The sequence below is a fragment of the Sphingomonas donggukensis genome (assembly GCF_023674425.1).
Taxonomy (GTDB): domain Bacteria; phylum Pseudomonadota; class Alphaproteobacteria; order Sphingomonadales; family Sphingomonadaceae; genus Sphingomonas; species Sphingomonas donggukensis.
Genome location: NZ_CP098401.1, coordinates 2,277,501 through 2,301,913 on the forward strand (window position 1 = coordinate 2,277,501; position 24,413 = coordinate 2,301,913).

The 24,413-nt window shown below is 69.6% G+C and carries 24 protein-coding genes and 2 tRNA genes (1 of these 26 only partly in view); 8 read left to right on the forward strand and 18 right to left on the reverse strand.

All coding sequences use genetic code 11. The features are described 5' to 3' along the window. Nucleotides 1–1,174, forward strand: partial view of a lipopolysaccharide biosynthesis protein gene (locus tag M9980_RS11145; protein ID WP_422921361.1) — the 3' portion only. It extends 332 nt beyond the left edge of the window; the window shows 1,174 of its 1,506 coding nt (coding positions 333–1,506); its start codon lies off the left edge, out of view; the stop codon is at nucleotides 1,172–1,174. Between the two features lie 4 nt (nucleotides 1,175–1,178). Here M9980_RS11145 and M9980_RS11150 read toward each other — a convergent pair whose 3' ends face one another. Next, nucleotides 1,179–1,607 carry a CBS domain-containing protein gene (locus M9980_RS11150; protein ID WP_250750710.1) on the reverse strand — a complete coding sequence of 143 codons (429 nt, stop codon included), beginning with the start codon at nucleotides 1,605–1,607 and terminating at the stop codon, nucleotides 1,179–1,181. Between the two features lie 63 nt (nucleotides 1,608–1,670). Between M9980_RS11150 and M9980_RS11155 the strand changes: the two genes are divergently transcribed. Then, entirely contained in the window at nucleotides 1,671–1,991 is a 321-nt protein-coding gene (locus M9980_RS11155; protein ID WP_250750712.1) for a hypothetical protein, read from the forward strand. A gap of 540 nt (nucleotides 1,992–2,531) precedes the next feature. On the opposite strand, the gene M9980_RS11160 is transcribed toward M9980_RS11155, so the two are convergent. The 7 genes from M9980_RS11160 to M9980_RS11190 all read right to left on the reverse strand — a co-directional run bounded on the left by M9980_RS11160 (nucleotide 2,532) and on the right by M9980_RS11190 (nucleotide 7,837). Then, a complete protein-coding gene (locus tag M9980_RS11160) occupies nucleotides 2,532–3,422 on the reverse strand; it encodes a DUF4167 domain-containing protein (protein ID WP_250750714.1) in 891 nt (296 codons plus the stop codon). A 277-nt stretch (nucleotides 3,423–3,699) separates the two neighbouring features. Further along, nucleotides 3,700–4,515 carry a peptide chain release factor N(5)-glutamine methyltransferase gene (gene prmC / locus M9980_RS11165; protein ID WP_250750716.1) on the reverse strand — a complete coding sequence of 272 codons (816 nt, stop codon included), beginning with the start codon at nucleotides 4,513–4,515 and terminating at the stop codon, nucleotides 3,700–3,702. 108 nt (nucleotides 4,516–4,623) lie between these two features. Further along, on the reverse strand, nucleotides 4,624–5,697 hold the full coding sequence (prfA, locus tag M9980_RS11170; protein ID WP_250750718.1) for a peptide chain release factor 1: 1,074 nt from the start codon (nucleotides 5,695–5,697) through the stop codon (nucleotides 4,624–4,626). Nucleotides 5,698–5,815: 118 nt separating this feature from the next. Further along, nucleotides 5,816–7,138: a histidine--tRNA ligase gene (hisS, locus tag M9980_RS11175; protein WP_250750720.1), complete on the reverse strand. Its 1,323-nt coding sequence runs from the start codon at nucleotides 7,136–7,138 to the stop codon at nucleotides 5,816–5,818. Between the two features lie 175 nt (nucleotides 7,139–7,313). Then, nucleotides 7,314–7,387: transfer RNA gene (locus tag M9980_RS11180), tRNA-Gly, on the reverse strand. A 52-nt stretch (nucleotides 7,388–7,439) separates the two neighbouring features. Beyond that, nucleotides 7,440–7,682, reverse strand: coding sequence for a GIY-YIG nuclease family protein (locus tag M9980_RS11185; RefSeq protein WP_250750722.1), 243 nt, complete (start codon nucleotides 7,680–7,682; stop codon nucleotides 7,440–7,442). A gap of 69 nt (nucleotides 7,683–7,751) precedes the next feature. Then, nucleotides 7,752–7,837, reverse strand: a tRNA-Tyr gene (locus M9980_RS11190). A gap of 162 nt (nucleotides 7,838–7,999) precedes the next feature. Between M9980_RS11190 and M9980_RS11195 the strand changes: the two genes are divergently transcribed. Then, entirely contained in the window at nucleotides 8,000–9,613 is a 1,614-nt protein-coding gene (locus tag M9980_RS11195) for a M20/M25/M40 family metallo-hydrolase (protein ID WP_250754903.1), read from the forward strand. Beyond that, on the forward strand, nucleotides 9,610–10,374 hold the full coding sequence (locus tag M9980_RS11200) for a TrmH family RNA methyltransferase (RefSeq protein WP_250750724.1): 765 nt from the start codon (nucleotides 9,610–9,612) through the stop codon (nucleotides 10,372–10,374). The genes M9980_RS11195 and M9980_RS11200 overlap by 4 nt, the downstream gene beginning before the upstream one ends. Before the next feature lie 110 nt (nucleotides 10,375–10,484). Here M9980_RS11200 and M9980_RS11205 read toward each other — a convergent pair whose 3' ends face one another. From M9980_RS11205 to M9980_RS11230, 6 genes are all read right to left on the reverse strand, one after another. Next, entirely contained in the window at nucleotides 10,485–11,204 is a 720-nt protein-coding gene (locus M9980_RS11205; protein WP_250750726.1) for a PP2C family protein-serine/threonine phosphatase, read from the reverse strand. Next, complete coding sequence (locus tag M9980_RS11210; protein ID WP_250750728.1) at nucleotides 11,201–12,214, reverse strand: type VI secretion system-associated FHA domain protein; 1,014 nt, start codon at nucleotides 12,212–12,214, stop codon at nucleotides 11,201–11,203. Before M9980_RS11210 ends, M9980_RS11205 begins: the two co-directional genes overlap by 4 nt. A 12-nt stretch (nucleotides 12,215–12,226) precedes the next feature. Beyond that, nucleotides 12,227–13,900 (reverse strand): serine/threonine-protein kinase, encoded by a 1,674-nt coding sequence (locus M9980_RS11215; protein WP_250750737.1) that lies wholly within the window; start codon nucleotides 13,898–13,900, stop codon nucleotides 12,227–12,229. An 86-nt stretch (nucleotides 13,901–13,986) separates the two neighbouring features. Beyond that, nucleotides 13,987–14,709 (reverse strand): LysM peptidoglycan-binding domain-containing protein, encoded by a 723-nt coding sequence (locus tag M9980_RS11220; protein ID WP_250750738.1) that lies wholly within the window; start codon nucleotides 14,707–14,709, stop codon nucleotides 13,987–13,989. Next, nucleotides 14,706–16,283, reverse strand: coding sequence for a putative bifunctional diguanylate cyclase/phosphodiesterase (locus tag M9980_RS11225; protein ID WP_250750741.1), 1,578 nt, complete (start codon nucleotides 16,281–16,283; stop codon nucleotides 14,706–14,708). Before M9980_RS11225 ends, M9980_RS11220 begins: the two co-directional genes overlap by 4 nt. Before the next feature lie 108 nt (nucleotides 16,284–16,391). Further along, nucleotides 16,392–17,774, reverse strand: a complete 1,383-nt coding sequence (locus M9980_RS11230) for a helix-turn-helix domain-containing protein (protein WP_250750750.1) — start codon at nucleotides 17,772–17,774, stop codon at nucleotides 16,392–16,394. 188 nt (nucleotides 17,775–17,962) lie between these two features. On the opposite strand from M9980_RS11230, the gene aceA reads away from it, so the two are divergent. Beyond that, nucleotides 17,963–19,243 carry an isocitrate lyase gene (gene aceA, locus M9980_RS11235; protein WP_250750753.1) on the forward strand — a complete coding sequence of 427 codons (1,281 nt, stop codon included), beginning with the start codon at nucleotides 17,963–17,965 and terminating at the stop codon, nucleotides 19,241–19,243. Between the two features lie 25 nt (nucleotides 19,244–19,268). After that, nucleotides 19,269–19,424 carry a hypothetical protein gene (locus M9980_RS11240; protein ID WP_250750755.1) on the forward strand — a complete coding sequence of 52 codons (156 nt, stop codon included), beginning with the start codon at nucleotides 19,269–19,271 and terminating at the stop codon, nucleotides 19,422–19,424. Nucleotides 19,425–19,491: 67 nt separating this feature from the next. Here the strand turns inward: M9980_RS11240 and M9980_RS11245 are convergent, their stop codons facing one another. Together M9980_RS11245 and M9980_RS11250 are read right to left on the reverse strand one after the other, a co-directional pair. Further along, nucleotides 19,492–19,878 carry a type II toxin-antitoxin system death-on-curing family toxin gene (locus M9980_RS11245; protein WP_250750757.1) on the reverse strand — a complete coding sequence of 129 codons (387 nt, stop codon included), beginning with the start codon at nucleotides 19,876–19,878 and terminating at the stop codon, nucleotides 19,492–19,494. Further along, nucleotides 19,879–20,130: an AbrB/MazE/SpoVT family DNA-binding domain-containing protein gene (locus M9980_RS11250; protein WP_250750772.1), complete on the reverse strand. Its 252-nt coding sequence runs from the start codon at nucleotides 20,128–20,130 to the stop codon at nucleotides 19,879–19,881. It lies immediately after the preceding gene. Between the two features lie 234 nt (nucleotides 20,131–20,364). Between M9980_RS11250 and M9980_RS11255 the strand changes: the two genes are divergently transcribed. Both M9980_RS11255 and M9980_RS11260 read left to right on the forward strand, forming a co-directional pair. After that, nucleotides 20,365–21,510, forward strand: a complete 1,146-nt coding sequence (locus M9980_RS11255) for an acyl-CoA dehydrogenase family protein (RefSeq protein WP_250750787.1) — start codon at nucleotides 20,365–20,367, stop codon at nucleotides 21,508–21,510. A 127-nt stretch (nucleotides 21,511–21,637) separates the two neighbouring features. After that, complete coding sequence (locus M9980_RS11260; protein ID WP_250754904.1) at nucleotides 21,638–22,426, forward strand: SDR family oxidoreductase; 789 nt, start codon at nucleotides 21,638–21,640, stop codon at nucleotides 22,424–22,426. A 183-nt stretch (nucleotides 22,427–22,609) separates the two neighbouring features. Here the strand turns inward: M9980_RS11260 and M9980_RS11265 are convergent, their stop codons facing one another. Then, nucleotides 22,610–23,719 carry a PepSY-associated TM helix domain-containing protein gene (locus tag M9980_RS11265; RefSeq protein ID WP_250750790.1) on the reverse strand — a complete coding sequence of 370 codons (1,110 nt, stop codon included), beginning with the start codon at nucleotides 23,717–23,719 and terminating at the stop codon, nucleotides 22,610–22,612. Nucleotides 23,720–23,729: 10 nt separating this feature from the next. After that, nucleotides 23,730–24,413 carry a Fe2+-dependent dioxygenase gene (locus M9980_RS11270; protein ID WP_250750791.1) on the reverse strand — a complete coding sequence of 228 codons (684 nt, stop codon included), beginning with the start codon at nucleotides 24,411–24,413 and terminating at the stop codon, nucleotides 23,730–23,732.

The window sequence follows — 24,413 nt, forward strand, 5'->3', positions numbered from 1 at the left end:
CGGGCTGGGCGGGCTGCAGTTCGCGCTCGCGCCGCTCGCCGCCGGCTATTTCCGCCACGGCCAGGTCGCCGAGCTGCTCCGCGTGCAGGCGCTGCTCTATATAGCGACGCCGTTCATCGCGCTCCCCTATGCGCTGCTCGCGCGCGCGATGGACTTCCGCCGGCAGGCCGCGGTCAATCTGATATCCTCGGTCGCCGGCGCGCTCGCCGCGATCGGGGGAGCGATGACGGGCCTGGGCGTCTGGACACTGGTGCTCGCGCCCATGGTGCTCTTCTTCACCCGCGCGGTCGGGATGATGACCGCAGCGCGCGCGTGGATGTGGCCGAGCTTCGATTTCCGCGGCGCCGGCGGCATGGCGCGCTTCGGCGGGGTGATGGCGGCGGGGCAATTGTTCTGGTTCGTCCAGAGCCAGGCCGACGTCTTTATCGCCGGGCGCCATTTCGACGCCCATACGCTCGGCATCTACACGACGGCACTGTTCCTCGCGCAGATCTTCGTCGCGAAGTTCGTACCGCCGCTGAACGAGGTCGCCTTCTCCGCCTATGCGCGGATGCAGGGCGATGCGGGCGGAGTCGCCGCCGCCTTCTGCCGCTCGGTCGGGCTGATCCTGCTGGTCGCCATGCCCTTCTACCTGGGGCTCGCCGTCGTCGCGCGGCCGCTGGTCGCGGTGATGCTGGGGGACAAGTGGATCGAGGTCGGGCCGGTCGTCGCGCTGCTCGCGCTCGCCATGCCGTTCATGACGCTCCAGATCCTGTTCGCCCCGGCCAGCGACGCCCGCGGCCAGCCGGGAATCAGCGCGCGCAACGGCGCGACCGGCGCGATCCTGCTGCCGGTCGCCTTCCTGGTCGGCATCCAATGGGGGCTGCCGGGCCTGGCCGCGGCATGGATCGTCGCCTGGCCGCTGTTCCTGGCGATCTGCGCATGGCGGACGCTGCCGGTGATCGGGGTGGGCGTGCGCGATCTGGCCGAAGCCGTAGCGGTGCCGGTACTGGCGAGTGTCGCGATGGCGCTCGTCGTGCTGGTCGTCGACCGTGCGCTGCCCGCCATGCCCGCGCTGCCGCACCTATCGGTGCTGATCGCGACCGGGGGCACCGTCTATGCCGGGTGGCTGCTCGCCTTCGCACGCCCGACCGTCGCCGCGGCGATCGCGCTGGTGCGCAACCGCGGCGGCTGAGCCCTCACACCCGCTGGATATAGTCGCGCATCGCCGCGGCTTCGGATTCGATGCGGTCGATGCGGTGCTTCACCAGGTCGCCGATCGAGACGATGCCGATCACCACCCCGCCCTCGACCACCGGCAGGTGCCGCACCCGCCGCCGCGTCATCAGCGACAGCGCGCCCAGCACCGAATCGCCCAGCGCGACCGTCATCACCGGGGTGGTCATCACGTCGGCGACATTGCGCGCCAGCGCCGCCGCCCCGCCGTCGTGCAGGCACCGGATCACATCGCGTTCGGAAAACACGCCGACCACCTGGTCACCGTCCATCACCGGCACCGCGCCGATGCGCCGCTCGGCCAGCAGCGTCACGGCATCGCCGACCCGCGCGGTGGCGGGGATCGAGGTGACCTCGCGCCCCTTGTCGCCCAGGACCATCGCGATCGTCATCGCATCCTCTCCCATCTGTCTCGGGCGTTGAGCATCCCACGGATCGGGCGCATTGGCAAAGGGATGCGCAAGGACATGCCGGAGCGCGGGCCCCTCGACGATCCCGCCTATGCCGCCTTCGCCTGGGCGCGGTTCCGGCGGATCATGCGGTGGATGGCGCTGGCGTCGGCGGTGGCCGCCGCGGTCGCGGTCGCGGTGCTGTGGCACGCGGTCGGCCCGCTGCCCGTACATATGGCGATCGCGACGGCGCTCGGCGTCGGGCTGTCGGTGCTGCTCGCGGCGGCGCTGATGGGGCTGATGTTCCTCAGCTCCGGCAGCGGCCACGACGAAGCCGTCGACCGGGCGGACCTGCGCGAGGATGCGGAGTCCTGGCGGGACCGGTGAAGGGAAGGGAGTTCGGGGGAGGCGCGAAGAAGGAGTGGTTCTCGCAGAGGCGCGGAGGCGCGAAGGGGATGCGCTCGACGACAGCCCGCGAACCTCACGCCAGCCACCGCCGAACATCGGCCAGCAGTGGCTCGCGCGACACCGACAGCGCGACCACACCCCCTTCGCGCCTGCGCGTGAACATCCTTATTATGCGCTGCCGCACTAATCACGCCAAGCCGCGGAGACGGTTCACCTGGCGCGATGCTCAGGTAGGTCGCCGAGTGATCGCGTTCATGATCGGCCACGCCCCTGGAGCGTCCGCCCCATCTTCGCGCCTTCGCGCCTTCTCTGAACCCCCTTCTTCCGCGCCCCAGGACGCGGCCGCCGCGACGCTCGGGGGGCTATCGTCAAGCACACCCCTCCGCGCCTCCGCGCCTCCGCGCCTCTGCGCAAACCGATACTCTTCTCCTCACCCGAAACCCCGGCACAACGCCCAAAGAAAAAGGGCCGGCCCCGCACCCGCGGAACCGGCCCCTTTTCACGTCATCCGAAGGCAGATCACGCCGCCGGCGGCATCGATTCGTCGTCGGTGCGCACGCGGCGCGGGCGACCGCGGCGGGGGCGCTCCTCGACGGCTGCGTCGGGCTCGCCTGCCTCGACCGCAGCAGGAGCGATCGCGGGCGGCAGGATGTTGGCGTCGAAGCCTTCGCTCTCGACCGCCGCCACCGCATCGCGGCGCGGTCGGCCGCGGCGCGGGCGCTCGGCCTGCACTTCGTCGTTGGCGGGCACCGGACGCGCCTCACGCGTGTCGTCGCCGCGCGGGGCATCGCCCCGGTCGCGGGCATAGCCATTGGCCGAGCGCGAGCGGCGCGGGGCCTCGTCGCCCTCGTCCGAACGGTCGCGACGGGGGCGTTCCTGACGCTCGCCGACGTTGCCGTTCGCCTCACCGGCAGCGCGATCGCGACGCGGGCGGTCGTCGCCGCCGCGGTCGCCACGATCGTTACGCTCGCCGCGCTGGTCACCCCGGCGCAGCTCGCGGCGGGCTTCCTCGCGGCGGGCCTCGGCCTCATCCTCGTCGTCCTGCGGGCGCTGGGTCTGGCCGTAGCTCGCGGGCGAAGCGATCTCGCCCTCATAGCCGAAATCGTCGCCGCCATCGTCGTCGTCGTTCTGCTGGCGACGGCCCTGCTGGCCCTGGCCATCCTCCATCCGCGCGCGGCTTTCGCTCAGCACACGGAAATAATGGTCGGCGAACTGCAGGTAATATTCGGTGGTGACGCGGTCGCCGCTGCGCTGCGCATCGCTCGCGAGGTTCTTGTACTTCTCGAGCAGCTGGGCGGCATTGCCGCGCGCGCGGTTGTCGATGCGATTGCCATTGTCCGGGCGACCGGGGTTTCCCCCTTGACGCTGCCCGCCACGACCGCGACGGCGGCCGGCCTGACGATTGTTCATCAAAATGTTCGGTCCTGTCCCAATCTGGCGTCCCGGGTCCGGTTAAAACTGCGCGGACCGTGGATGCGTGACATACCCCCGGGCGTTCCGGACCAAGCGCCGCGGATCGCCCCGCCATTGCCGCCGGACGTCAGCGGCGCGATAGCGTGATCGGGCGAGCGCCAGTATCACAAAGCCCGATTATCAATGCTTTGGAAGATGGTGCCTGCCCCGCCGCCAGTCTTAGCGGCTGCGGCAGCGATCGCCAAGCATAATATTGTGAGCGGCCCCGCCCCCGTCAAGTCAGCACCAGGCAGCGCGCGTGCCCGGCCAGGTCGCGGCGCACCGCGACCGCGAAGCCTGCGTCCGCAAACAGCGCGCCGACCACGTCCGCCTGCGTCGAACCGACCTCGACGCACGCCACCCCGCCCAGCGCGAGTTGCGCGCGCAGCACGCCGGCGATGGCGCGGTAATCGTCGAGCCCGTCCGCGCCCGCGAACAGCGCCGACGCCGGCTCCCACTCCACCACCTCGCGCGGCAGCACGTCGTCGGTGGCGATATAGGGCGGGTTGCACAGGATCAGGTCATGGCGCGCGCCGTCGCCGCCCCAGCCCCCCCGCGCGAATCTAGCCCGCGTTTCCATCCCAAGCCGCGCGGCATTGGCGGCTGCGATGGCGAGCGCCGCGTCGGAGGCGTCGATCCCCACCCCGCGCGCGCGCGGCCATTCATCCAGCGCGGCCAGCAACAGCGCCCCCGATCCCGTCCCCAGGTCGAGCACCGACCCCGGCCCGCCCGTTCCCGCGAAATGCGCCACCGCCGCCTCGATCAACGTCTCGCTGTCGGCACGCGGCACCAGCACGCCGGGTTCGACCGCGAGCTCGATCGTCCAGAACGCGCGGGTGCCGGTGATATAGGCGACGGGTTCGTGCGCGAGGCGTCTTGCGACCAAATCGGCGAAGGCGGGTGGCGCTGGGTCGTCGAGACGCGAGAGCAGAAGCGTCTCGCGCGACACCCCCATCGCGTGCGCCATCAGCAATTCGGCATCGAGCCGCGCGGTCGGGGAGACGGCGGCGATGCGTGCGGCGGCGGCGGCGAGGGCGTGGCGGGCGGTCACGAGGGACCGTCCATCGCGCAACGCCGCGGCAAAGCCGCGTCGTCGGACGGGGCGCCGCCCCGCCGGCCGTGCTTGCGCGAGTCCTGCCGCTGCGCGCGGCAGGCCGCCCTACGCATCGAGACTCGCCAGCCGCTCCGCCTCGTCCTCGGCGATCAGCGCGGTCAGCAGTTCGTCCATCTCGCCCTCCAAGATCTCGGGCAGGCGGTGGAGAGTCAGGTTGATGCGGTGGTCGGTCACGCGGCCTTGCGGGAAATTGTAGGTGCGGATGCGCTCGGACCGGTCGCCCGACCCGACCATCGCCTTGCGCGTACCCGATCGCTCGGCGGCCAGCCGCTCGCGCTCGGCCTCATACAGCCGGGTCCGCAGCACCTTCAGCGCCTTCGCCTTGTTCTTGTGCTGCGATTTCTCGTCCTGCTGGATCACCACCAGCCCGGTCGGCAGATGCGTGATGCGCACCGCGCTATCGGTCGTGTTGACCGACTGCCCCCCCGGACCCGACGAGCGGTACACGTCGATGCGCAGGTCGCGCGCCTCGTCGATGTGGACGTCGACGTCCTCCGCCTCGGGCAGCACCGCGACCGTGGCGGCGGAGGTGTGGATGCGCCCCCCGCTCTCGGTGACCGGCACGCGCTGCACGCGGTGGACGCCGCTTTCGAACTTCAGCCTAGCGAACACGCCGGTCCCGGTGACGCTGGCAACGACTTCCTTGAAGCCTCCCGCGTCGGAGGTGGACGACGATATCAGCTCGACGCGCCAGCCCTGCGCTTCCGCATAGCGCTGGTACATCCGCATCAGGTCGCCCGCGAACAGCGCCGCCTCGTCCCCGCCGGTGCCGGCGCGAATCTCGAGCATCGCCGGCCGCGCATCGGCGGCATCGCGCGGCAGCAGCGACAGCGCCAGCGCCCGCTCCGCCGACCCCAGCGCCGCCTCGTTCTCGCGCAGTTCCTCGAGAGCCATCGCGCGCAGGTCGGCGTCTGCGTCCTGCGTCATGAAGGCGAGCGACGTCGCTTCAGCGCGCAACCGCCGCACCAGCCCAGCCGCCGCCGCGACCGGCTCCAGCTCGGCATATTCCTTGGACACCGCGACGAAGCGCTCGCCCGACAAGTCGCCGGTCGCCATCAGCGCCTGCAACTCATCCCGCCGCGCCTCGATCTGCGCGATGCGTTCGGGGGCGATTTTCATACCGAGCCCCACCCACCCCGTGCTCCCGCGCAGGCGGGAGCCCAGGGTTGCGAGGGCAGAGCTCCGTAACCCTGGGCCCCCGCCTGCGCGGGGGCACGGCTTACTTTGGTGCAAACACTCATGCTGGAGTTAGCCGCTCAGCCAAGGGAGCCAGCGTTTGGCATTGGTGCTCGGCAAGCTCATCCTCGAACAACAGGTCGAAAATGCCCTGCGGAATCCAGTTCCGTCGCATCTCTGCCTGCTGCCCGGTCGAGAGCGATTTGACGACGACGACATCCTTCGCCAGTTCGTCATCGCCGAGAATAATTGCGTATTTCGCGCCGAGTGCGTTGGCCTTCGCCAGACGGCGCTTCATGTTGCCGGTGAATGCCATGTCGGTTGTGACATCTGCCCTTCGCAGAGCAGCGACGATGCCCTGCGCCTGGCTTTCGGCTGCAGACCCTATTGGCACGACGACTGCGTCGATCGCCAAGTTATTGGGCTCATCAATCAACATCGCCAGCCGCTCGACCCCAGCCGCCCAGCCGACGCCCGGCGTCTCCGGTCCGCCCAAACTCCCGATCAACCCGTCATAGCGCCCGCCGGCCAGCACCGTCCCCTGCGCGCCCAGCCGGTCGGTCACGAATTCGAACGCGGTATGGCGATAATAGTCCAGCCCCCGCACCAGCCGGTCGTTGCGCGTCCACGCCACTCCCGCGGCATCGAGGCCCGCGGTCACCTGCCCGAAGAAATCGCGCGCGGCGTCCGTCAGGAAATCGTCGATCCCCGGCGCACTGTCGGCAATCGGACGATCCCGCGGATCCTTCGAATCCAGGATTCGCAGCGGATTCTTGTCCAGCCGCGCCAGGCTGTCCTCGCTCAACTCCCCGCGCGCGCCCTGGAAATGCTCGACCAGCGCCGCCCGCCACGCATCGCGCGTCTCGGCGTCGCCCAGCGTATTGAGCTGCAGCGTCACGTCGTCGGCAATCCCCAGCTCGCGCAGCAACTGGTCGGCCAGCGCCAGCAATTCCACGTCCGCCGCCGGCTCGGCCGCGCCGATCACCTCGGCGTCGATCTGGTGGAACTGGCGATACCGCCCCTTCTGCGGGCGTTCGTAGCGGAACACCGGGCCGCTGGTGGCGATCTTCATCGGCGCATGCTGCTGCCAGCCGTTGCCGATATAGGCGCGCGCGATCCCCGCGGTGAATTCGGGCCGCAGCGTTACAGAGTCCCCGCTGCGATCCTCGAAGCTGTACATTTCCTTCGACACCACGTCGGTGGTCTCGCCGATGGAGCGCGCGAACACCTGCGTGTCCTCGAACACCGGGATCTCGATCCGCTGGAAGCAATACAGCCGCCGCACCCGCTCGAACGTGTCGAGCACATGCGCGAAGCGGCGCTGCTCCTCGAAAGCGATGTCCTGCGTACCGCGGATGCGTTGGGGGGTCTGGATGCGCGCCATAAGGCCGCGGGCTTTATGCGAGGGGGTGCGTGGCGTCTAGCTGTGTGGGGGGAGACGGTACGCGGCGGTCCCAGGGCCGCGACCCGGCAAAGCCGTGTCGTCGGACGGCGCTTTGGCGCCGCCGGCCGAGCCTGCGCTGTTCGCGCTCCGGCTTCGCCGGACGGCTCGCGCAGGCTGGAGCGGGTGAAGGGAATCGAACCCTCGTCGTAAGCTTGGAAGGCTTCTGCTCTACCATTGAGCTACACCCGCCTGCGCCCCTTCGCCTTTAGGCGAAGCGGGCTTCGGCGGGCAAGCCCGGCTTTCATCGCAAATGTCGGTTTGCAAAGGCCCGACCCGAACCGGACTTCAGATAGCGCTCGAAGGCGGCAGCGCGTTCGCGGTTTGGCAGCGCCGTGTAACTGACCAAAATCCACGGTCGATACTTCGCAGTGTGCGCCGATCGCCCGGCATTATGCTCCGCCAGCCGCGCCCGCAGGTCATCCGTCAATCCAGTGTAATGCTGTTCGGGATCGCCCACGCTGCGCAGGATGTAGACGTAGAACATCCCACGACATTAGCGGTGCGAAAAAGGATGGCTAGCCAGCCGAAGCTCCGCGATCAGCGGAGCGAAGGTTGGTGGACAGGGCTGGATTCGAACCAGCGTACGCTTGCACGGGCAGATTTACAGTCTGCTGCCTTTAACCACTCGGCCACCTGTCCCCCAGGTCACAGACCCCGCCGTGGTGCGCGGGATCGGTCGCTCGTTGCAGAGCGAGGGCGCCCCATGCCGAAGCGGGGCCGTGCTGTCAACGCGGGCCTTGCCGCCGGCTCGCCCGATCAATAGCACACGCACAATTCACGCCGTCATCCAGGGGGACCATGATGCGCCTGCCGCTCACACTCGCCGCCACCTCTCTCATCGCCATCGCCATGCCCGCCGCCGCGCAGCAGGCCGACCGCACCCAGATCAACCGCATCATCGACGAGGGCACGAATCAGTCCGAGGTCGTCATGACCGCGCAGCATCTGATGGACGTCATTGGACCCCGCCTCACCAACTCGCCGGGCATGCGCAAGGCGGAGGGCTGGACCCAGGACAAGTTCCGCACTTGGGGGCTGAAGAACATCCACAAGGAGGGCTTCGATTTCGGCCGCGGATGGCAGATCATGTCGTCCAGCGTGCGGATGGTCACGCCCCGCCCGATCCAGCTGACCGCGATCCCGATCGCGTGGACGCCCGCCACCAACGGCGCGATCAGTGGGCCCGTCATCGTCGCGCCGATCAGTGCCGAACGCCATTTCGACAAGTGGCGCGGCCAGCTTCGCGGCAAGATCGTGATGATCTCGCTGCCGACGCAGGGGTCCGAGCCCAATGAGGCGCCGTTCGAGCGGCTGTCGGGCGACGACATCGCGAAACTCGATCAGTTCCGCCAGCCGCGCTACGACCCCGAGGCCGCCGACCGTCGCGTCAAGCGGCTCGACTTCGCCAAGAAGCTCGATGCGTTCCTGAAGGCCGAGGGCGCGATCGCCTACGCCACGCAAAGCTACCGCGACGGCAAGCTGGTCCACGGCGAAGGCTATATGTTCGCGGTCGGCGACACGCCGGCGATCCCCGGCGTCCAGATCGCGGCGGAGGACTACCGCCGCCTCGCCCGCCTCGCCAAGATGGGCCCGGCCCCGACGCTGGAGATCAACTCCGACGTCCGCTTCGACGACAGCGATACGCAGGCGTACAACATCTTCGCCGAAATTCCCGGCACCGATCCGAAGGCTGGCTACGTCATGGCCGGCGCCCACCTCGATTCGTGGGTGGCGGGCGACGGCGCGTCGGATAACGGCGCCGGGACCGTCATGGTGATGGAAGCGGCGCGCATCCTCGCGAAGATGGGCGTGCGGCCGAAGCGCACGATCCGCTTCGCGCTGTGGGCGGGCGAGGAACAGGGCCTGCTCGGCAGCCTCGATTACGTCGAGAAGAACCTCGCGACCCGCGGCCCCGGCGGCAATCGCCAGACCGGGCTTGCGCGCTACATGGGCTGGTCGAACCGCTGGCCGGTCACCGCCCAGCCCGGCTACGAGAATCTCGCGGCGTATTTCAACATCGACAACGGCTCGGGCAAGCTGCGCGGCCTGTATGCGGAGAACAATCCCGCGGTCGTGCCGATCTTCCGCGAATGGCTGAGCCCGTTTGCGGGCATGGGCGCGAAGGACGTCGTGATCGGGCGCACCGGCGGCACCGACCATGTCTTCATGCAGGCGGTCGGCATCCCCGGCTACCAGTTCATCCAGGATCCGCTCGACTACGACAGCCGCGTGCATCACTCGTCGATCGACACCTTCGATCACATGAAGGCGGACGACCTGCGCCAGGGTTCGATCGTGCTCGCCGGCATGCTGCTCCAGTCGGCCAATGCCGAAAAGCCGCTGCCGCGGATGCTGCCGCAGCAGCCCAAGGTCACCGATCCCTTCAACTACACCGACCCGGACGAGGACCGATGAGCAAGCGCGGCCACAAGCCTGGACACCGCCCCGGCAAATCCCCCGCGTCGCGCCCCCGCTTCTGGGGCCGCCACCCGGTGACGGCAGCGCTCGCCAACCCCGAGCGCGTGATCCGCAAGATGTGGGGCACGCGCGAGGCGCTCAGCGCACTCGGCGCGGTACCGCCGACGATACCCGTGACCATCGCCGACGTCGCCGACCTCGCGCGGCTGGTGCCCGGCGACGCCCCGCACCAGGGTCTGGTGATCGAGGTCGATCCGCTCGAGGACATCTGGCTCGGCGACCTGCTCGCGCAAGGCGCCGGTGCCGACGATCGCCGCCCGCTCGTCGTGCTCGACCAGGTGACCGATCCGCACAACGTCGGCGCGGTGCTGCGCTCGGCGGCGGCGTTCGGCGCGCTCGGCATCGTCACGCAGGATCGCCACGCGCCCCCGGAATCGGGCGCGCTCGCTCGTGCGGCGTCGGGCACGCTGGAGACGGTGCCATGGGTCCGCGTCGTCAACCTCGCCCGCGCGCTGGAGGAGATGGCGGAGGCGACCTACTGGCGCATCGGCCTGACCGGCGCGGGCACGGCGACGCTCGCCGAATCGCTCGGCGCGCCCAAGGTCGCGCTGGTGCTCGGCGCCGAGGGCGAAGGCATGCGCGCGAATACCGAAGCGCACTGCGACGCGCTCGCCCGCCTGCCGATCAGCGACCAGGTCGAAAGCCTCAACGTATCGAACGCAGCCGCGATCGCACTGTATGCGGTGGCAACGGCGTGAGCGGATCGCACTGACACCCCCGATCCGTTCGTGCCGAGCGCAGTCGAAGCACATGCCCCAAGTGGTGACGCTCGTGACACGTCCTTGGAACGGGTCAGGTGTGAAGGCGCTCAACCGCCCGGATCGACCAGCATCAGCGAGATGTTGTCGCTGCCGTCGTTGGCGAGCGCCCGCGCCAGCAGGTCGTCGGCCAAGGCCTCGATCGGGGCGTCGGTGACGTCGCCGTCGACCAGCGACCGCGACAGCCCGTCGGAGCACAGCAGGAAGCGGTCGCCGGCGCGGTAGTCGGCGACCCGCGTCTCCACGTCGCAGGTCGCATCGACGCCCAGCGCGCGGGTGATGACATTGGCCTGCGGGTGCCGCGCGGCGCCGTCCGCGGTCAGCAGGCCGGCATCGACCAGCTCCTGCACGACGCTGTGGTCGCGGGTCAGCAATTCGAGCGCGCCGTCCCGCCAGCGGTAGCAGCGGCTGTCGCCCGCCCAGGCGATTGTCGCGCGCCCGTCGTCCAGCCCCAGCGCGACGACGGTCGCCCCGGCCTGCTCGCCCTCGGCGGCGTTGCGGGCGTGGATGCGCGCATTGGCATCGGCGAGCGCAGCCAGGACGCTGTCGGCCCCGGCCTGGAGCCCGCGCAACGCCTCCACGACGGTCTGCGCCGCGACGTCGCCGCCGCGGTGGCCGCCCATGCCGTCGATCACCGCCCACACGCCGCCATCGGGCCAGTCGAACACGCGGTCCTCGTTGATCCGGCGCACCCGTCCGACATGGCTGCGCGCGGTCGAGCGCGCCAGCGCATCGCCCCGCCAGACCCGCGCGCGCGGCACCGCGTTCATTGTCCGGCCTCGCGCGCGGCGGCGGCATCAGCCTGGTCGTAGGCGGCGACGAACGCGCGGTCGAGCGATCCGCCGCCGCCGCCGTCGAGCTGCGCCGCCAGGTCGGCGTGGCGCGCGGCGACATCCTCGGCGATCACTGCGGCGCGGCTCTTCAACAGCGACGCGCGGGGCGCTGCCGCTGCGTCCAGTTCCGCGGGATCGAACGCCGCGATCGCCGCGCGCAGGCTGCCGTGCAGCCCCGCAAAGGTCGCAATCAGGTGGCGCTTGATATCGCGGAACGACGATTGCAGCGCCGCCGGCCCGCTCAGGAAACTGCCCGATCCGTTCAGCAGCAGGTCGACGGCCAGCCGCTGCGTCGGCGCCCATTTGAACGGGTTGTTGTTCGCGCCCCCGATCGTCGTGCGGGAGAGTTCGTATTGCGCCCGCGCGCGATTGCGCTCGGCCATCAGGTCGCCGATTCCGAGCACCATCTGGCGATAGACCGCGCCCGCCCGGCGCAGCACCTCGGCGGGATCCTCGCTCGACAGCAGCGATGCATCGAGCCCCGCGCCGTCGCAGAACGCCTCCAGCAGCGAGCCGCCGCCGGTCGGCGGGGCCGGAACGGCGTCGCTCCAGTCGTCGGGCACGGCAGCCGACGTGCCGAGCGGCGGGGTCAGCACCATCGTCCGCGCCATGTCGGCGGGCGCGTCGCCGTGCGGAGCGGCCGCCGCGCGCAGCCGGAACCGCCCGAAGCGCAGCGTCGCGGGCAGCGGCACGTCCACGTCGACGGCATCGGGAAAGCGCGTGCCGGTGGCGTCGTCGAACACGCCGTTGGCGCCCAGCGCGCGCAGGCTCAGGCCTGCGCCGGTGACGGCCAGCTCGCAATGCGCGCGCGACAGTTCGAAATCGGGATCGGCGATCGTCCAGTCGGCGGCACTGTCGCGCCCGATCTTCAGCACGCCGTCGCGCAGCAGGCGCGCGTCGATCGGCTGGACCTCGTCGGCGCGGTCGAACAGCTGGAGCATGTACATCGCGCCGCGCTCCTATGCCGCCAGCCGGGGGGCGCGCGCGATCCGCGTCGCGGCCATCGCATCGGCGGCGTCGGCGGGCGCATCGATCCGCCCCTCGACCGCGGCGGCGGCATGGTTGAACGCGTCGAACGCCGCGCCGAATTCGTCGCGCCGGCGGTGCGAGATGCGCAGCTGGAAGCCGGACTTCGCCGCCTCGTCGAGCGCACGGCGCAACCGCGCGAGCGGGCGCGCGACCATCGCGCCGCTCAGATAGCCGATCACCAGCACCACCAGCATCACGACCCCCGCCAGCACCAGCTGCGAGGTGCGCGCCGCATCCAGCGCCGCGTCGAGCGCGGTGCGCCGCATCACCAGGTCGACCGTCCCGAAATTCGCACCGGCATAGGCGATCGGCTGGACGAAGCGGATGCCCCGCCCGCGCCCGTTATCCGCCACCGCGCTCGCGTGCAGCGCCCCGTCGCGCATCACGCCCTCGCCGCCGTGCGGGCGATAGCGCGTGCCGACCAGCGCCGCATCGGACGCCGCGCGCACCACGCCGCCCGAATCGGCGACGACCAGCTCGCGGATGCCCGAATCGCGCCCCGCACTCACCGCGAACGCCTGCAACGCCGACCAGTCCTGTTGATCGGCGGGCAGCCCGGCGTTGTCGGCGGCCAGCACCGCGGCGTTGCTCGTCAGGAACGTCGCGGTCGAATTGCCCGACACCAGCGCCATCCGCTCCAGCGCCTGCCGCTCGCGCGCCAGCCCGAAACTGATGCACGCACCCAGCGTCAGCGCGGTAACCAACGCCAGCGTCGCCGGCAGCTTCACCTTCAGCGGCACCCCCCGCCGCCCCGCCGGCGCCTCGCCCTGCGCGGCGATCTCGCGCGTCAGCGCGGCCTCCAGCGCGGCACCGTCGGCAAAACGCTGCTCGGGCTTCTTCGCCAGCAGCTTGTCGATGACGAAGCGCAGTCCCGGCGGGCAATCGGCGGCGGAGCGGTCGATCGGTTCGACCTTTTCCTGCGCGATCTGGATGGCGAGCGTCGCGAGCGCCGTTCCCGGAAACGCGACCTTGCCGGTAATCATCTCGTACAAAACGACGCCCAGCGAAAACAGGTCGGATCGGTGATCGACCGGCAGGCCCAAAGCCTGTTCGGGGCTCATGTAGCGCGGCGTGCCGATCAGCTGGCCGACCTGCGTCTTCGCCAGCTGGCTGTGCGCGGTCGCGGCATCCATCTCCCCCACTCGCGCCACCCCGAAATCGAGCAGCTTGGCGGTCTTGCCGTCCGCCGACAGCAGGATATTCGACGGCTTCACGTCGCGGTGGACGACGCCGCAGCCATGCGCATAGCCGAGCGCACTCGCCAGCTGCCGACCGAGGTCGAGCACGCGCTCGTACGGCATCCGTCCGTGGTTCTGCAGCAGCACGTCGAGCGGCTGGCCGTCGACCAGCTCCATCGCGATGTACGCGACGCCGTCGGCCTCGCCCACGTCGTAGATGGTGGCGATATTGGCGTGGCTGAGCGCCCCCGCGGCCCGCGCCTCGCGCAGGAAGCGCGCGCCGAGTTCGGGGTCGCGCGCATATTCGGGCTTCAGCACCTTGATCGCCACGGTGCGGCCGATGTCGGGGTCGTGCGCGCGATAGACGTCGGCCATCGCGCCTTCGCCCAGCCGCGAATCGATCCGGTATCGGCCCAGCATCGTCATCCCGTCGCCCTCACGCCCCTGAATACACCCCGCGGCTATACGCCGCGGGGCTTAACCAATTGCTGCACATCACTTTAATCGGCGCTTTACTGGCGCGCCCTGACCGTCGCCGCGATGCGCTCGGCGCGCGCCAGATCCGCCGCGATCGCGGGATTGCCGGGGTCGGCGGCGGCGGCACGGCGCAGCATGGCGACTGCGCGCGCGACATTGCCCTGGTTGAGCGCGGCAAGGCCCGCAGTCCGCAACTGACGTGCCAGCACCGGATTGGCGGCGGGCGCGGCGGGCTTTGCCGCCGTCGGCTTGGGCGCGGGCGCAGGCTTCGCAGGGGCCGGCTCGGGCCGCCGCACGGGCTCGCTGCGCACCGGCTCGGGCCGCGGCGGCGTGCCGGGGATGCGCAGGCTCTGCCCCGGCGCCAGCGCATAGGGCGCCGTCAGGTCGTTGTACCGCGCCAGCTGATACGCCTTCAGCCGGTTGCCCAGCAGCCGGGTCGCGAGCCCCGTGATCGTGTCGCCGCTGCGCACCGCGTACGGATAGCTCTGCGGCCCCAGCAGCTCCTTCGGGTCGCGCTCGACCGAATCGCGCAGCAGCAGCGCGTTCGCGTTCATCGGCTCGCGCTTCAGCACCGCCTTCAGCGCCTTGCGCGCGCCGCCGGTGTCGCCGGCCAGCAGCAGGTCGTTGATCCGATCGACCTCGCCCGCGGTGCTGACCGCTGGCGTCGGCGTGGAGGCGACCCGCGCCGGCCCGCCCGAACACGCCGCCAGCGCCAGCGACAGCGCCGCTGCGCCCCAGAATTTCATCGTCTGTGTCATGCCCGTATCTTCTCCAGAATCCGTTGTCCGCCACCCGGCGGGGCGAGCAGCCGACCGAGCGCCTCGCGGTCGCGCACCCATGCCGCAAACGCCTCGCCCGTCATCGGCTGCCCGAAATAATAGCCCTGAAAATGGTGACAGCCATGCCGCCGCAACCATTCATATTCGCCGCGCCGCTCGACCCCTTCGGCGAGCACGCGGATACCGAGACCCCGGCCGAGCGCGATGATGCTCTGGCAGATCGCCTGGCTGTCGCCGCGGCTGTCGACGTCGGTCACGAATTCGCGGTCGATCTTGATCTTGTCGAAATCGAGCGTCCGAAGCGAGCTGAACCCCGAATAGCCGGTGCCGAAATCGTCGACCGCCAGCTTGATCCCCATCGCCCGCAGTCGCGCGAAGATGCCGCGGCAATGCTCGGCATCGCTGGTCGCGACGCTTTCGGTCAGCTCCAGTTCGAGCTGGCTCGCGCTCACCCCGTGGCTCTCCAGCGTGCGCTGAACGAGCTGCGGCAGGTCGTCGCGCTCGAGCTGCAGGCTCGAAACGTTCACCGCGACGCGCAGGCGCCCCAGATCGCTCGCCGCCCAGCCGCGCGCCTCGCGCAGGGCGGTGTTGAGCGCCCACATCCCGATTTCCTGCGCCAGCCCCATCGATTCGAGCACCGGCACGAACTGCGCCGGCGGGATCAGCCCGCGGGTCGGATGCTCCCAGCGGATCAGCGCCTCTGCGCCGCCGATGCAGCCCTGCGATGCGTCGACCAGCGGCTGATACGCCAGGCGCAATTCGCGCCGGTCGATCGCCTGGCGCAGATCCTGTTCCAGCGCGAACCGGTCGCGCGCGGTTTCGGCCTGGTCGGCGACCGGCTGCACCACGCTCACCGAACCGCATGGCGGCAGCGCAAAGGACGCGAGCGTCCGCGCGACGAACGCCGCGGGCGACTGGCCGTCGGCGGCATCGTGCGGGGCCAGGCGGAAGGCGACCTGCGGAATGATCTGGTTGTCGCCATCGACAATGACCTCGCTCAGCGCATAGGCCACCGCATCCAGCTCGGCCCAGGCGTCCGCGTCACTGGTGGCGTCACTCGGGGCATCGCCCGGCCCCGCGCCGAACCACACGCCGATATGCCCGCGATCGACCTGCGCCAGGAAGCGCTCGGCGGGCAGCATCGCGCGCAGCCGTTTCGTGCAGGCGGTGAACACGCGGTCGGCGAGCACCGGGTCGAACGCCGACAGCCGGTCGAAATCGGTGAAGGCGATAATGCCGAGCAGCCCGCCGCGGTCGCGCGCGATCCGTTCGATCAGCCCCTCGCGCACCGGCAGGCCGCTGACCGGGTGGACCTCCACGACGCGCTGGCGCTGCACCGGCGGCGGTTCGGTGCCGCTTTGCGGAGCCTTGTCGCCGGCCACCCGGCGCTGCAACCAGTCGATCCACAGCGCCGCGCCGATCGCCAGCACTGCTGCCGCCACGGCCAGCGCCATCTCGCCGATCAGCGCCGCCGGCACCGCCACCACCGCCGCGAACGCCACCGGGGCGGCGCGCGTGAGGGCGACTCTGCGGATCAGGGGCGCGGCGTACATGGTCCGAATGGCTACCCCCGAAAGGATACCAGCGGGTTAAATGGCCCCGGTTCGGCGGCACGCTACATGTTTGACTAACTTCGATTAGTTGGATTTCGCCGTCGCGCCTCAGTCGCCCGCGAAGCCGAACGGCGAAACCCCCGTCTCTCGGTCGTTCAGCAACAGCGTCCGCCCCGCCGGCGGTGCCGATCGCTGCGGACAGTCGGCGCGGGTACAGGCGCGGCATCCCGCCCCGATCGGCGTCGCCCCGCCGGTCAGGTCCAGCCCGCGCGCCGCCGCCAGCACCCCCGCCGCCTCCGCCGCCAGCCCCAGCGTCACCGCGAACCGCGCGCGCACCGCCCCGCTCCATCCCCCCGCCGGCCCGACACAGCGCGACGACGTGAACCAGCGGCTGCCGTCCTCCAGCTCGACCAGCTGGACGATGCGCTCGTCGGGCCGCTGGAACACCGCGAAGGTGTCGAGCAGCGGGCACAGCCCCGGCCCCTCGACCAACGGCGAACCGCTGGCGCCGGCGAACCGCTTCGACACCTGGCCTGCGCGATCGGTGCGCAGCATCAGGAACGGCAAGCCCCGCGCGCCGACGCGGCTGAGCGTCGTCAGCCGGTGTGCGACCTGCTCGGCGCTCGCCCCGAAGCGGCGGCGGATCAGTTCCAGATCGTACCCGGTCGCCTCGCACGCGCGCAGGAAGCGGGCGTAGGGCATCATCACCGCGGCGGCATAATATCCGGTCAGGTGGCGGCGATACAGCCGCTCGGCCGCGCGATCGGTGAAGGCGCCGCCGCGCACCAGCGCATCGATCTCGCCCCGCGCTTCCAGCAGCGCGAGTTGCCGGGCGAGCGCGAACACCCGGCTCGGCGGGTCGAGCGTCTCCGACAGCTGCAACTGCCGCGCGTGCAGGTCCAGCCGCACGCGCACGTCGGGCAGCACCTCCAGCGGCAGGATGCGGATCGACAGCTGGTGTTTCACGCGCAGCCGCTCGGCCATCGCCCCGAACAGGTCGCCGGCCTGCTGGCGCAATTCGTCGGCGAGCCCCTCCGCCGCGGTGTCTAGGTCGGCAAAGTGGTTGCGCCACCGCTCGATTTCGCGCCGCACCACCGTGCCCGGATCGGGTGCATCGCTCGCCGCCGTGCCGGCTCCGCCGCGATCATAGGCGCGCGCGAACGCCTCCGCCCCGCCGGGTGCGCCCGACAGCCATTCCTCCAGCTCCGCGCGGTCGATCTCCAGGTCGGCGAAGATCGGGTCGGCCAGCCGCCGCCGGATCGCATCGGCCCCGCCCCCCGGCTCCCCCGCCGACAGGGTGCGCGCGTCGAAGTCGTACACCTCGGCCAGCCGCAGCATCAGCCCCGCGGTCAGCGGGCGCTGGTTGCGCTCGATCAGGTTCAGGTAGCTCGCCGACACCCCCAGCGCCTCGGCCATCGCCGCCTGGGTCAGCCCCGCCCGACGCCGCATCCGGCGTACCGCGTGCCCGGCGAACAGCTTGCGATCGACCATGTCCTACACGCCCCCGATGATGCTACGTCCGCACCTTGTCACGACTTTACAAACCAACAGATACGCGATCCCCGCTGCCGCACGCAATGACCCCGGTAAATCCCGTATTTTATGGCTCCATGTACGGAGTTCGTGAAATTTGGCTGCATCGCCGCCGTGGCGATCACGATATCTGTAAGGAAGCGACAATGACGACGACGTTCGAAGATCTGGTTCCGGCCCCCAGCGGGCGCTTCGACGGCATCGTCCGCCCCTATTCGCCCGCCGACGTCGCCAAACTGCGCGGATCGGTGCCGATCGAACACACGCTCGCCCGCCGCGGCGCGCTGCGCCTGTGGGAGCTGCTCCAGAGCGAGGATTACATCAATGCATTGGGCGCGATGAGCGGCAACCAGGCGATGCAGCAGGTCCGCGCCGGGCTGAAGGCGATCTATCTGTCGGGCTGGCAGGTCGCCGCCGACGCCAACACCGCGGGCGCAATGTATCCCGACCAGTCGCTCTACCCCGCCAACGCCGGGCCGGAGCTGGCGCGACGCATCAACAACGCCCTCCAGCGCGCCGACCAGATCGAGCATTCGGAAGGCGGCGCGACCCGCGACTGGTTCGCGCCGATCGTGGCGGATGCGGAGGCCGGCTTCGGCGGGCCGCTCAACTGCTTCGAGATCATGAAGGCGTACATCGCCGCCGGTGCCGCGGGCGTGCATTACGAGGACCAGCTCGCCTCGGAAAAGAAGTGCGGCCACTTGGGCGGCAAGGTGCTGATCCCGACCCAGGCGCACATCCGCAACCTCGATTCGGCGCGCCTCGCCGCCGACGTCTCGGGCGTGCCGACGATCATCTGCGCGCGCACCGATGCCGAGTCGGCAAAGCTCATCACCTCCGACGTCGACGAGCGCGACCACGAGTTCCTGACCGGGGAGCGCACGCCCGAGGGCTTCTTCCGCCTGAAGGACGGCACCGGCGTTGATCACTGCATCAAGCGCGGCATCGCCTTTGCCGAGCACGCCGACCTGCTGTGGTGGGAAACCTCGAAGCCGGTGCTCGCCGACGCGCGCCGCTTCGCCGAGGCGGTAAAGAAGGCGCATCCGAACAAGATGCTGGCCTACAATTGCTCGCCGAGCTTCAACTGGGAGGCGAACCTCGACAAGGACGATATTGCCAAGTTCCAGCGCGAGATCGGCGCGATGGGGTACAAGTTCCAGTTCGTGACCCTCGCCGGCTTCCACCAGCTCAATTACGGCATGTTCGAGCTGGCGCGTGGCTACCGGGATCGCGGGATGGCCGCCTATTCCGAGCTTCAGCAGGCCGAATTCGCCGCCGAGGCCAACGGCTACACCGCGACCAAGCACCAGCGCGAGGTCGGCACCGGCTATTTCGACCTCGTCGCCACCACGCTGGCGGGCGGCGCAAGTTCGACCACCGCCTATTCCGAATCGACCGAAGCCGACCAGTTCAACAAGGCTGCCTGAACCCGGCCGCCAGGAAGGAGAGACGATGATGACCGAACCGACCCGCAGCCGCGCGGTATTCTCGACCGAGGACTTCAGCCTGATGAAGGAAGCGATCGGCGACTATGTCCGCAAGATCGCCGACGACCCGCGCTCGGCCAAGTTCAGCAACCTCTACCACCGCCTCGGCCGTCTCGGCTGACGCCTGCGACTTTCCTGGGGAGGAAAAGGTGCCCGCCCGGTTCACGCCGGGCGGGTATTTTCAGGTTTTAGAGAGGGACGACGTGATTACGAAACCAGGCCGACAGCGCATCGACGGTCAGCTCGCCCGCGGCGAGCGCCAGGAAGGTGACGACCAACTCGACGTCGTCGCATGCGAAGCGGTGGCCGTTCAGCATCAGGAAGGTTTCGCTGACCACCGCCGCCGTCCGCTTGTTGCCGTCGACGAAGGGATGATTGCGCGCGATCCCGAACGCATAGCTCGCGGCCAGCTCGGCAATGTCCGGATCGCCGTACGCCACCAGATTCTGTGGACGCGCCATCGCGCTTTCGAGGATGTTGGCGTCGCGCAGCCCCGCCGCGCCGCCGTGTTCGGCGAGTTGTTCCTCGTGAGCGGCGACAGCGACCGCCGACTCGACCCATATCCAGTCGGCCATCTACTTGGCGAGTTCGCGAAGAGCCTTGCGCCGCCGCGCCATCACTTCGCGCGCGACCGACATCTGCGCGTCGAACCCGTCGTCGGGGCCGGTCAGGCGAAAGCCGTCCGGAGTCTCCGTGACGGTCACTGTGTCCCCGATCCCGACACCGAGCCGTGCGAGCGCCTCCTTCGGCAGGATCACACCTGCCGAATTGCCGATCTTGATGATCCGAAGGGCCGTCAGCTTCTGCGGCGCGAAAGGCTTGTTCATACAAGCGTTCTAACATTGGTTGGCTTCGGTTGCCACCCGGCGACAGTCGGCACCTGGCCTGCAGGTCGAACAGTCGAGCGATATCGACGGACAGAGTTGTCCGCCTCGATGCGGCGAGCTCCTTACCGCCCCGCCTCGCACACATAATCGAAATCCCGGTATGGCGTCGCTCGGCTTGCGAACCAGTGCGGGCCGGGATAGCAGGGCGGTCAATCGAATGGAGTGGATGCAGCTATGGCCCTCGACGCCGAAACCTTCGATGCGCTGATCGACCACGTCCGCCGCTTTGTCGCCGAACGTCTCCGCCCGCTCGAAAGCGCGGTCGAGGCGGCCGATGCGATCCCCGCCGACGTGATCGACGAGATGAAGGCGATGGGCCTGTTCGGCCTGTCGATCGCCGAGGACTATGGTGGCCTGGGCCTGACCATGCTCGAGGAAGCGAAGGTCGCGATCGAGCTGGGCCGCACGACGCCCGCGTTCCGCTCCGCGTTCGGCACCAACGTCGGCATCGGTTCGCAGGGGCTGGTGATGGCCGGCACGCCCGAACAGAAGGCGGCGTGGCTGCCGCGCATCGCCAGCGGGGAGATCGTCACCAGCTTCGCGCTGACCGAGCCCGACGTCGGCAGCGACAGCGGCGCGGTGAAGGCGCGCGCGGTCCGCGACGGCGATGTGTACCGCCTGTCGGGCACCAAGCGGTACATCACCAATGCCGACAAGGCGGACCTGTTCACCGTCATGGCGCGCACGTCGGACGAACCTGGCGCGCGCGGCGTCTCCGCCTTCCTCGTGCCCCGCGATCTGCCGGGCGTGTCGGTCGGCGAACCCGAAAAGAAGATGGGGCAGAAGGGCGCCAAGGTCGCCGACGTCAATTTCGACGACGTCGCCGTCCCCTCCGCCAACCGGCTGGGCGCGGAGGGTGAGGGCTTCAAGATCGCGATGCGCGTGCTCGATCGCGGGCGGCTGCACATCTCGGCGGTGTGCGTCGGCGTCGCCGAGCGGCTGATCGCCGACTGCGTTGCTTACACGACCGAGCGCAAGCAGTTCGGCAAACCGATCGCCGAGCACCAGCTGATCCAGGGCATGATCGCCGATTCGAAGACCGAGGCGCTGGTCGCGCGGGCGATGGTGCTGGAGACTGCGGCTGCGAAGGATGCCGGCAAGGACGTCGTCATGGAGTCCGCCGCCGCCAAATATTTCGCGAGCGAGATGGTCGGCCGCGTCGCCGACCGCGCCGTCCAGATCTTCGGCGGGGCGGGCTATATCGAGGACTACGGCATCGAACGCCTGTACCGCGACGTCCGCCTGTTTCGCATCTACGAAGGCACCAGCCAGATCCAGCAGATCATCATCGCGCGCGAGACGATCCGTCGCGGCGGATAGCAATAGTCCTCTCCCCTTTGGGGAGAGGGTTGGGAGAGGGGCAGTCCGCAACCACGAACGATAGGGCCGATGGCGAGAGACTGCCCCTCTCCCCGGCCCTCTCCCCAAAGGGGGAGAGGGAGCAATGATGGACACCACCAACCTCTTCCGTCTCGACGGCCGTGTCGCGCTCATCACCGGCGGATCGCGCGGGATCGGCAAGATGATCGCCGCAGGCTTCATCGCGCAAGGGGCAAAGGTCTATATCTCGTCGCGCAAGGCCGACGCCTGCTTCGCCGCGGCAGAGGAGCTGGGCCCGAACTGCATCGCGCTGCCGCAGGACGTGTCGACGGTTGCGGGCTGCAAAGCCTTGGCGGCGCAGTTCGCGGAACATGAGGAAAAGCTCGACATCCTCGTCAACAACGCCGGCGCGGCGTGGGGCGTGCCGTTCGAGGAGTTTCCCGAAAGCGGCTGGGACAAGGTCATGGACCTGAACGTCAAATCGCCGTTCTTCCTGACCCAGGCGCTGCACGGCGCACTGAAGGCCGCGGGCACGCGGGACAAGCCGGCGAAGGTCATCAACATCACCTCGATCGACGGCCAGCGGCTGAACCCGTGGGACACCTACAGCTACCATGCGTCGAAATCGGCGCTGATTTACCTGACCAAGCGGATGGCGGCGCGGCTGGTGCAGGACGCGATCAACGTCACCTCGATCGCGCCGGGCGCGTTTGCGAGCGAGATGAACAAGGCCGCGCGCGATCACGGATCGGCGGTGGCGAAGTCGATTCCCGCGCAACGCATCGGCGTGGACGAGGACATGGCCGGCGCCGCCATCTACCTCGCCAGCCGCGCGGGCGATTATGTGGTGGGTGAGACGGTGACCGTCGACGGCGGCCTGGTGAACGCGTCGCTTGGGGTGTCGATCGACGGGTAGGCGGTCTTATTCACTCTTCCGCCCCTCTCCTAATCCGTTCGCCTCGAGTAGTCGTCGAGCTTGTCGAGACGACGTATCGAGAGGTGGGTGCCTCATGGAGAGGCCTTCTCGATACGGGCTCTCGACAAGCTCGATCCCTACTCGAAGCGAACGGGTGGGATTGGGATCGGCAGTCGGCGGGCCTCAAACCCCAGCCCGCTTCGCCTTCAACTGCGCCTTCCACCCGCGCGCGCGCCACCACATGATGACGCCGGTCACCGCGAGGATCGCCGGCAGCAGCCCGCCGAGGAAGATCACCACCTGCCACACGATCCCCATGCCGCTGCCGTCGTGGAGGCTGCGCATGGTCCGGGCGATGCCCCCCTGCGCACGCTCCGGGCCCTTCGGCAGCGTCGCGACGCCATCGGCATCGGTCACAGCAATCGTCTTGCCGGCGATGTTGACACCCCATTCGGGCTTCAGGTCGGTCGGCCAGGTCACCTGGCGCACCTCGCCGGGCGACAGCCGCTCCGCCTGTCGAACCGCGGTATCGAGCGGGGTCATCGGCGCCGCCACCGGCTTCGCGCGGGCGAGCGCAGCGCGATCCGGTCCGCGCGGGGCACCGGCGCGCTGGCCTTCGCCCACCAGCCCGCCGAAGAAGGCGGGAAAGCTGATCCACGCCCCCGTCAGCGACAGCACGAACAGCGGCAGCGCGATCCAGAAGCCCATCATGTGATGCAGATTGGTGTCGAGGTTGCGGTGCCGCCGCCAGCGCAGGCCGCGCACCCATTTGCCCACCGTCGGCCACCACAGCCAGATACCTGAGATCGACGAGATCAGCATCGCCACCCCGATCCACCCGACGATCGACCGCCCGACGCCCGGCAGCATCAGGCTGCCGTGGAGGACGTGCATGACGCGCAGCAGCCCGGAACGGCTGTCGGCGGTGTCGAGCACCTTTGCAGTCGGAGGGTCGAGATAGACGTTGGTACGCGCCGGCGGGCCACCCTTTGCGACGACGCCGGGCATCGCGGCGGCGACGATCACCGGGGCGCCGTCGTCCTCGGGCAAACGCAGCGACGCGATCGCGGTGTCGGGCCCGAGCTTCGCGCGGGCGGCATCGACATAGGCCGACAGCGGCAGCGTCTGCGCGCCCGTGGTCGCGAACCGCGCCGGGTTGACCATCCGGTCGACCGCCCCGTCCCACACCAGCGCCGATCCGGTCAGGCAGATCGGGATGATGACGATCGCCAGGATCAGCCCGATCCATTTGTGCACCTGGAACCAGGCGTTGCGCATTCCAATCTTCGTCATTCTTCGCCCCTCATGCGTCCGCCCAGCGCCGCAGTAGATTGTGATATACGCCGGTCAGTTCGACTGCGGCTCGGCTGCCCTGCCCCAGTTCGCCGCCGACGCGCTGCACCGCGCGGTCGAGGTCGAACAGGATCGCGCGGTCCTCGGCAGAGCGCACCATCGACTGCAACCAGAAAAAGCTCGCGAGCCGCACCCCGCGCGTCACCGGTTCGACACGGTGGACGCTCGACGCCGGGTAGAGGATCGCCGATCCCGCGCCGAGCTTCACGCGCCGCTCGCCGTCCGAGCCCTCGACCACCAGTTCGCCGCCGTCGTAATCGGCGGGGTCCGACAGGAAGATCGTGCACGACAGGTCGGAGCGGATGCGAAAGTCGGTGCCGCGCTGCATCCGGATCGCATTGTCGACATGCGCACCGAATGCCTCCCCGCCTTCATAGCGGTTGAACAGCGGCGGAAAGACCTTCAGCGGCAGCGCGGCGGCGACGAACAGCGGCGTGTTGCCGAGCGCCGCGAGCACGATGCCCCCCGCCTCGCGCGCGGCGGCGCTGTTCTCGGGCAGCTGGCGGTTGCGCTTGGAGAGCGCCGACTGCGCGCCCGATGTCGCATTGCCGTCGATCCACGCGGCCTCGGCCAGCAACGCGCGCACACGGGCGAGCGCGTCGGCATCGAGCAGATCGGGGATCGGCAGCATCAT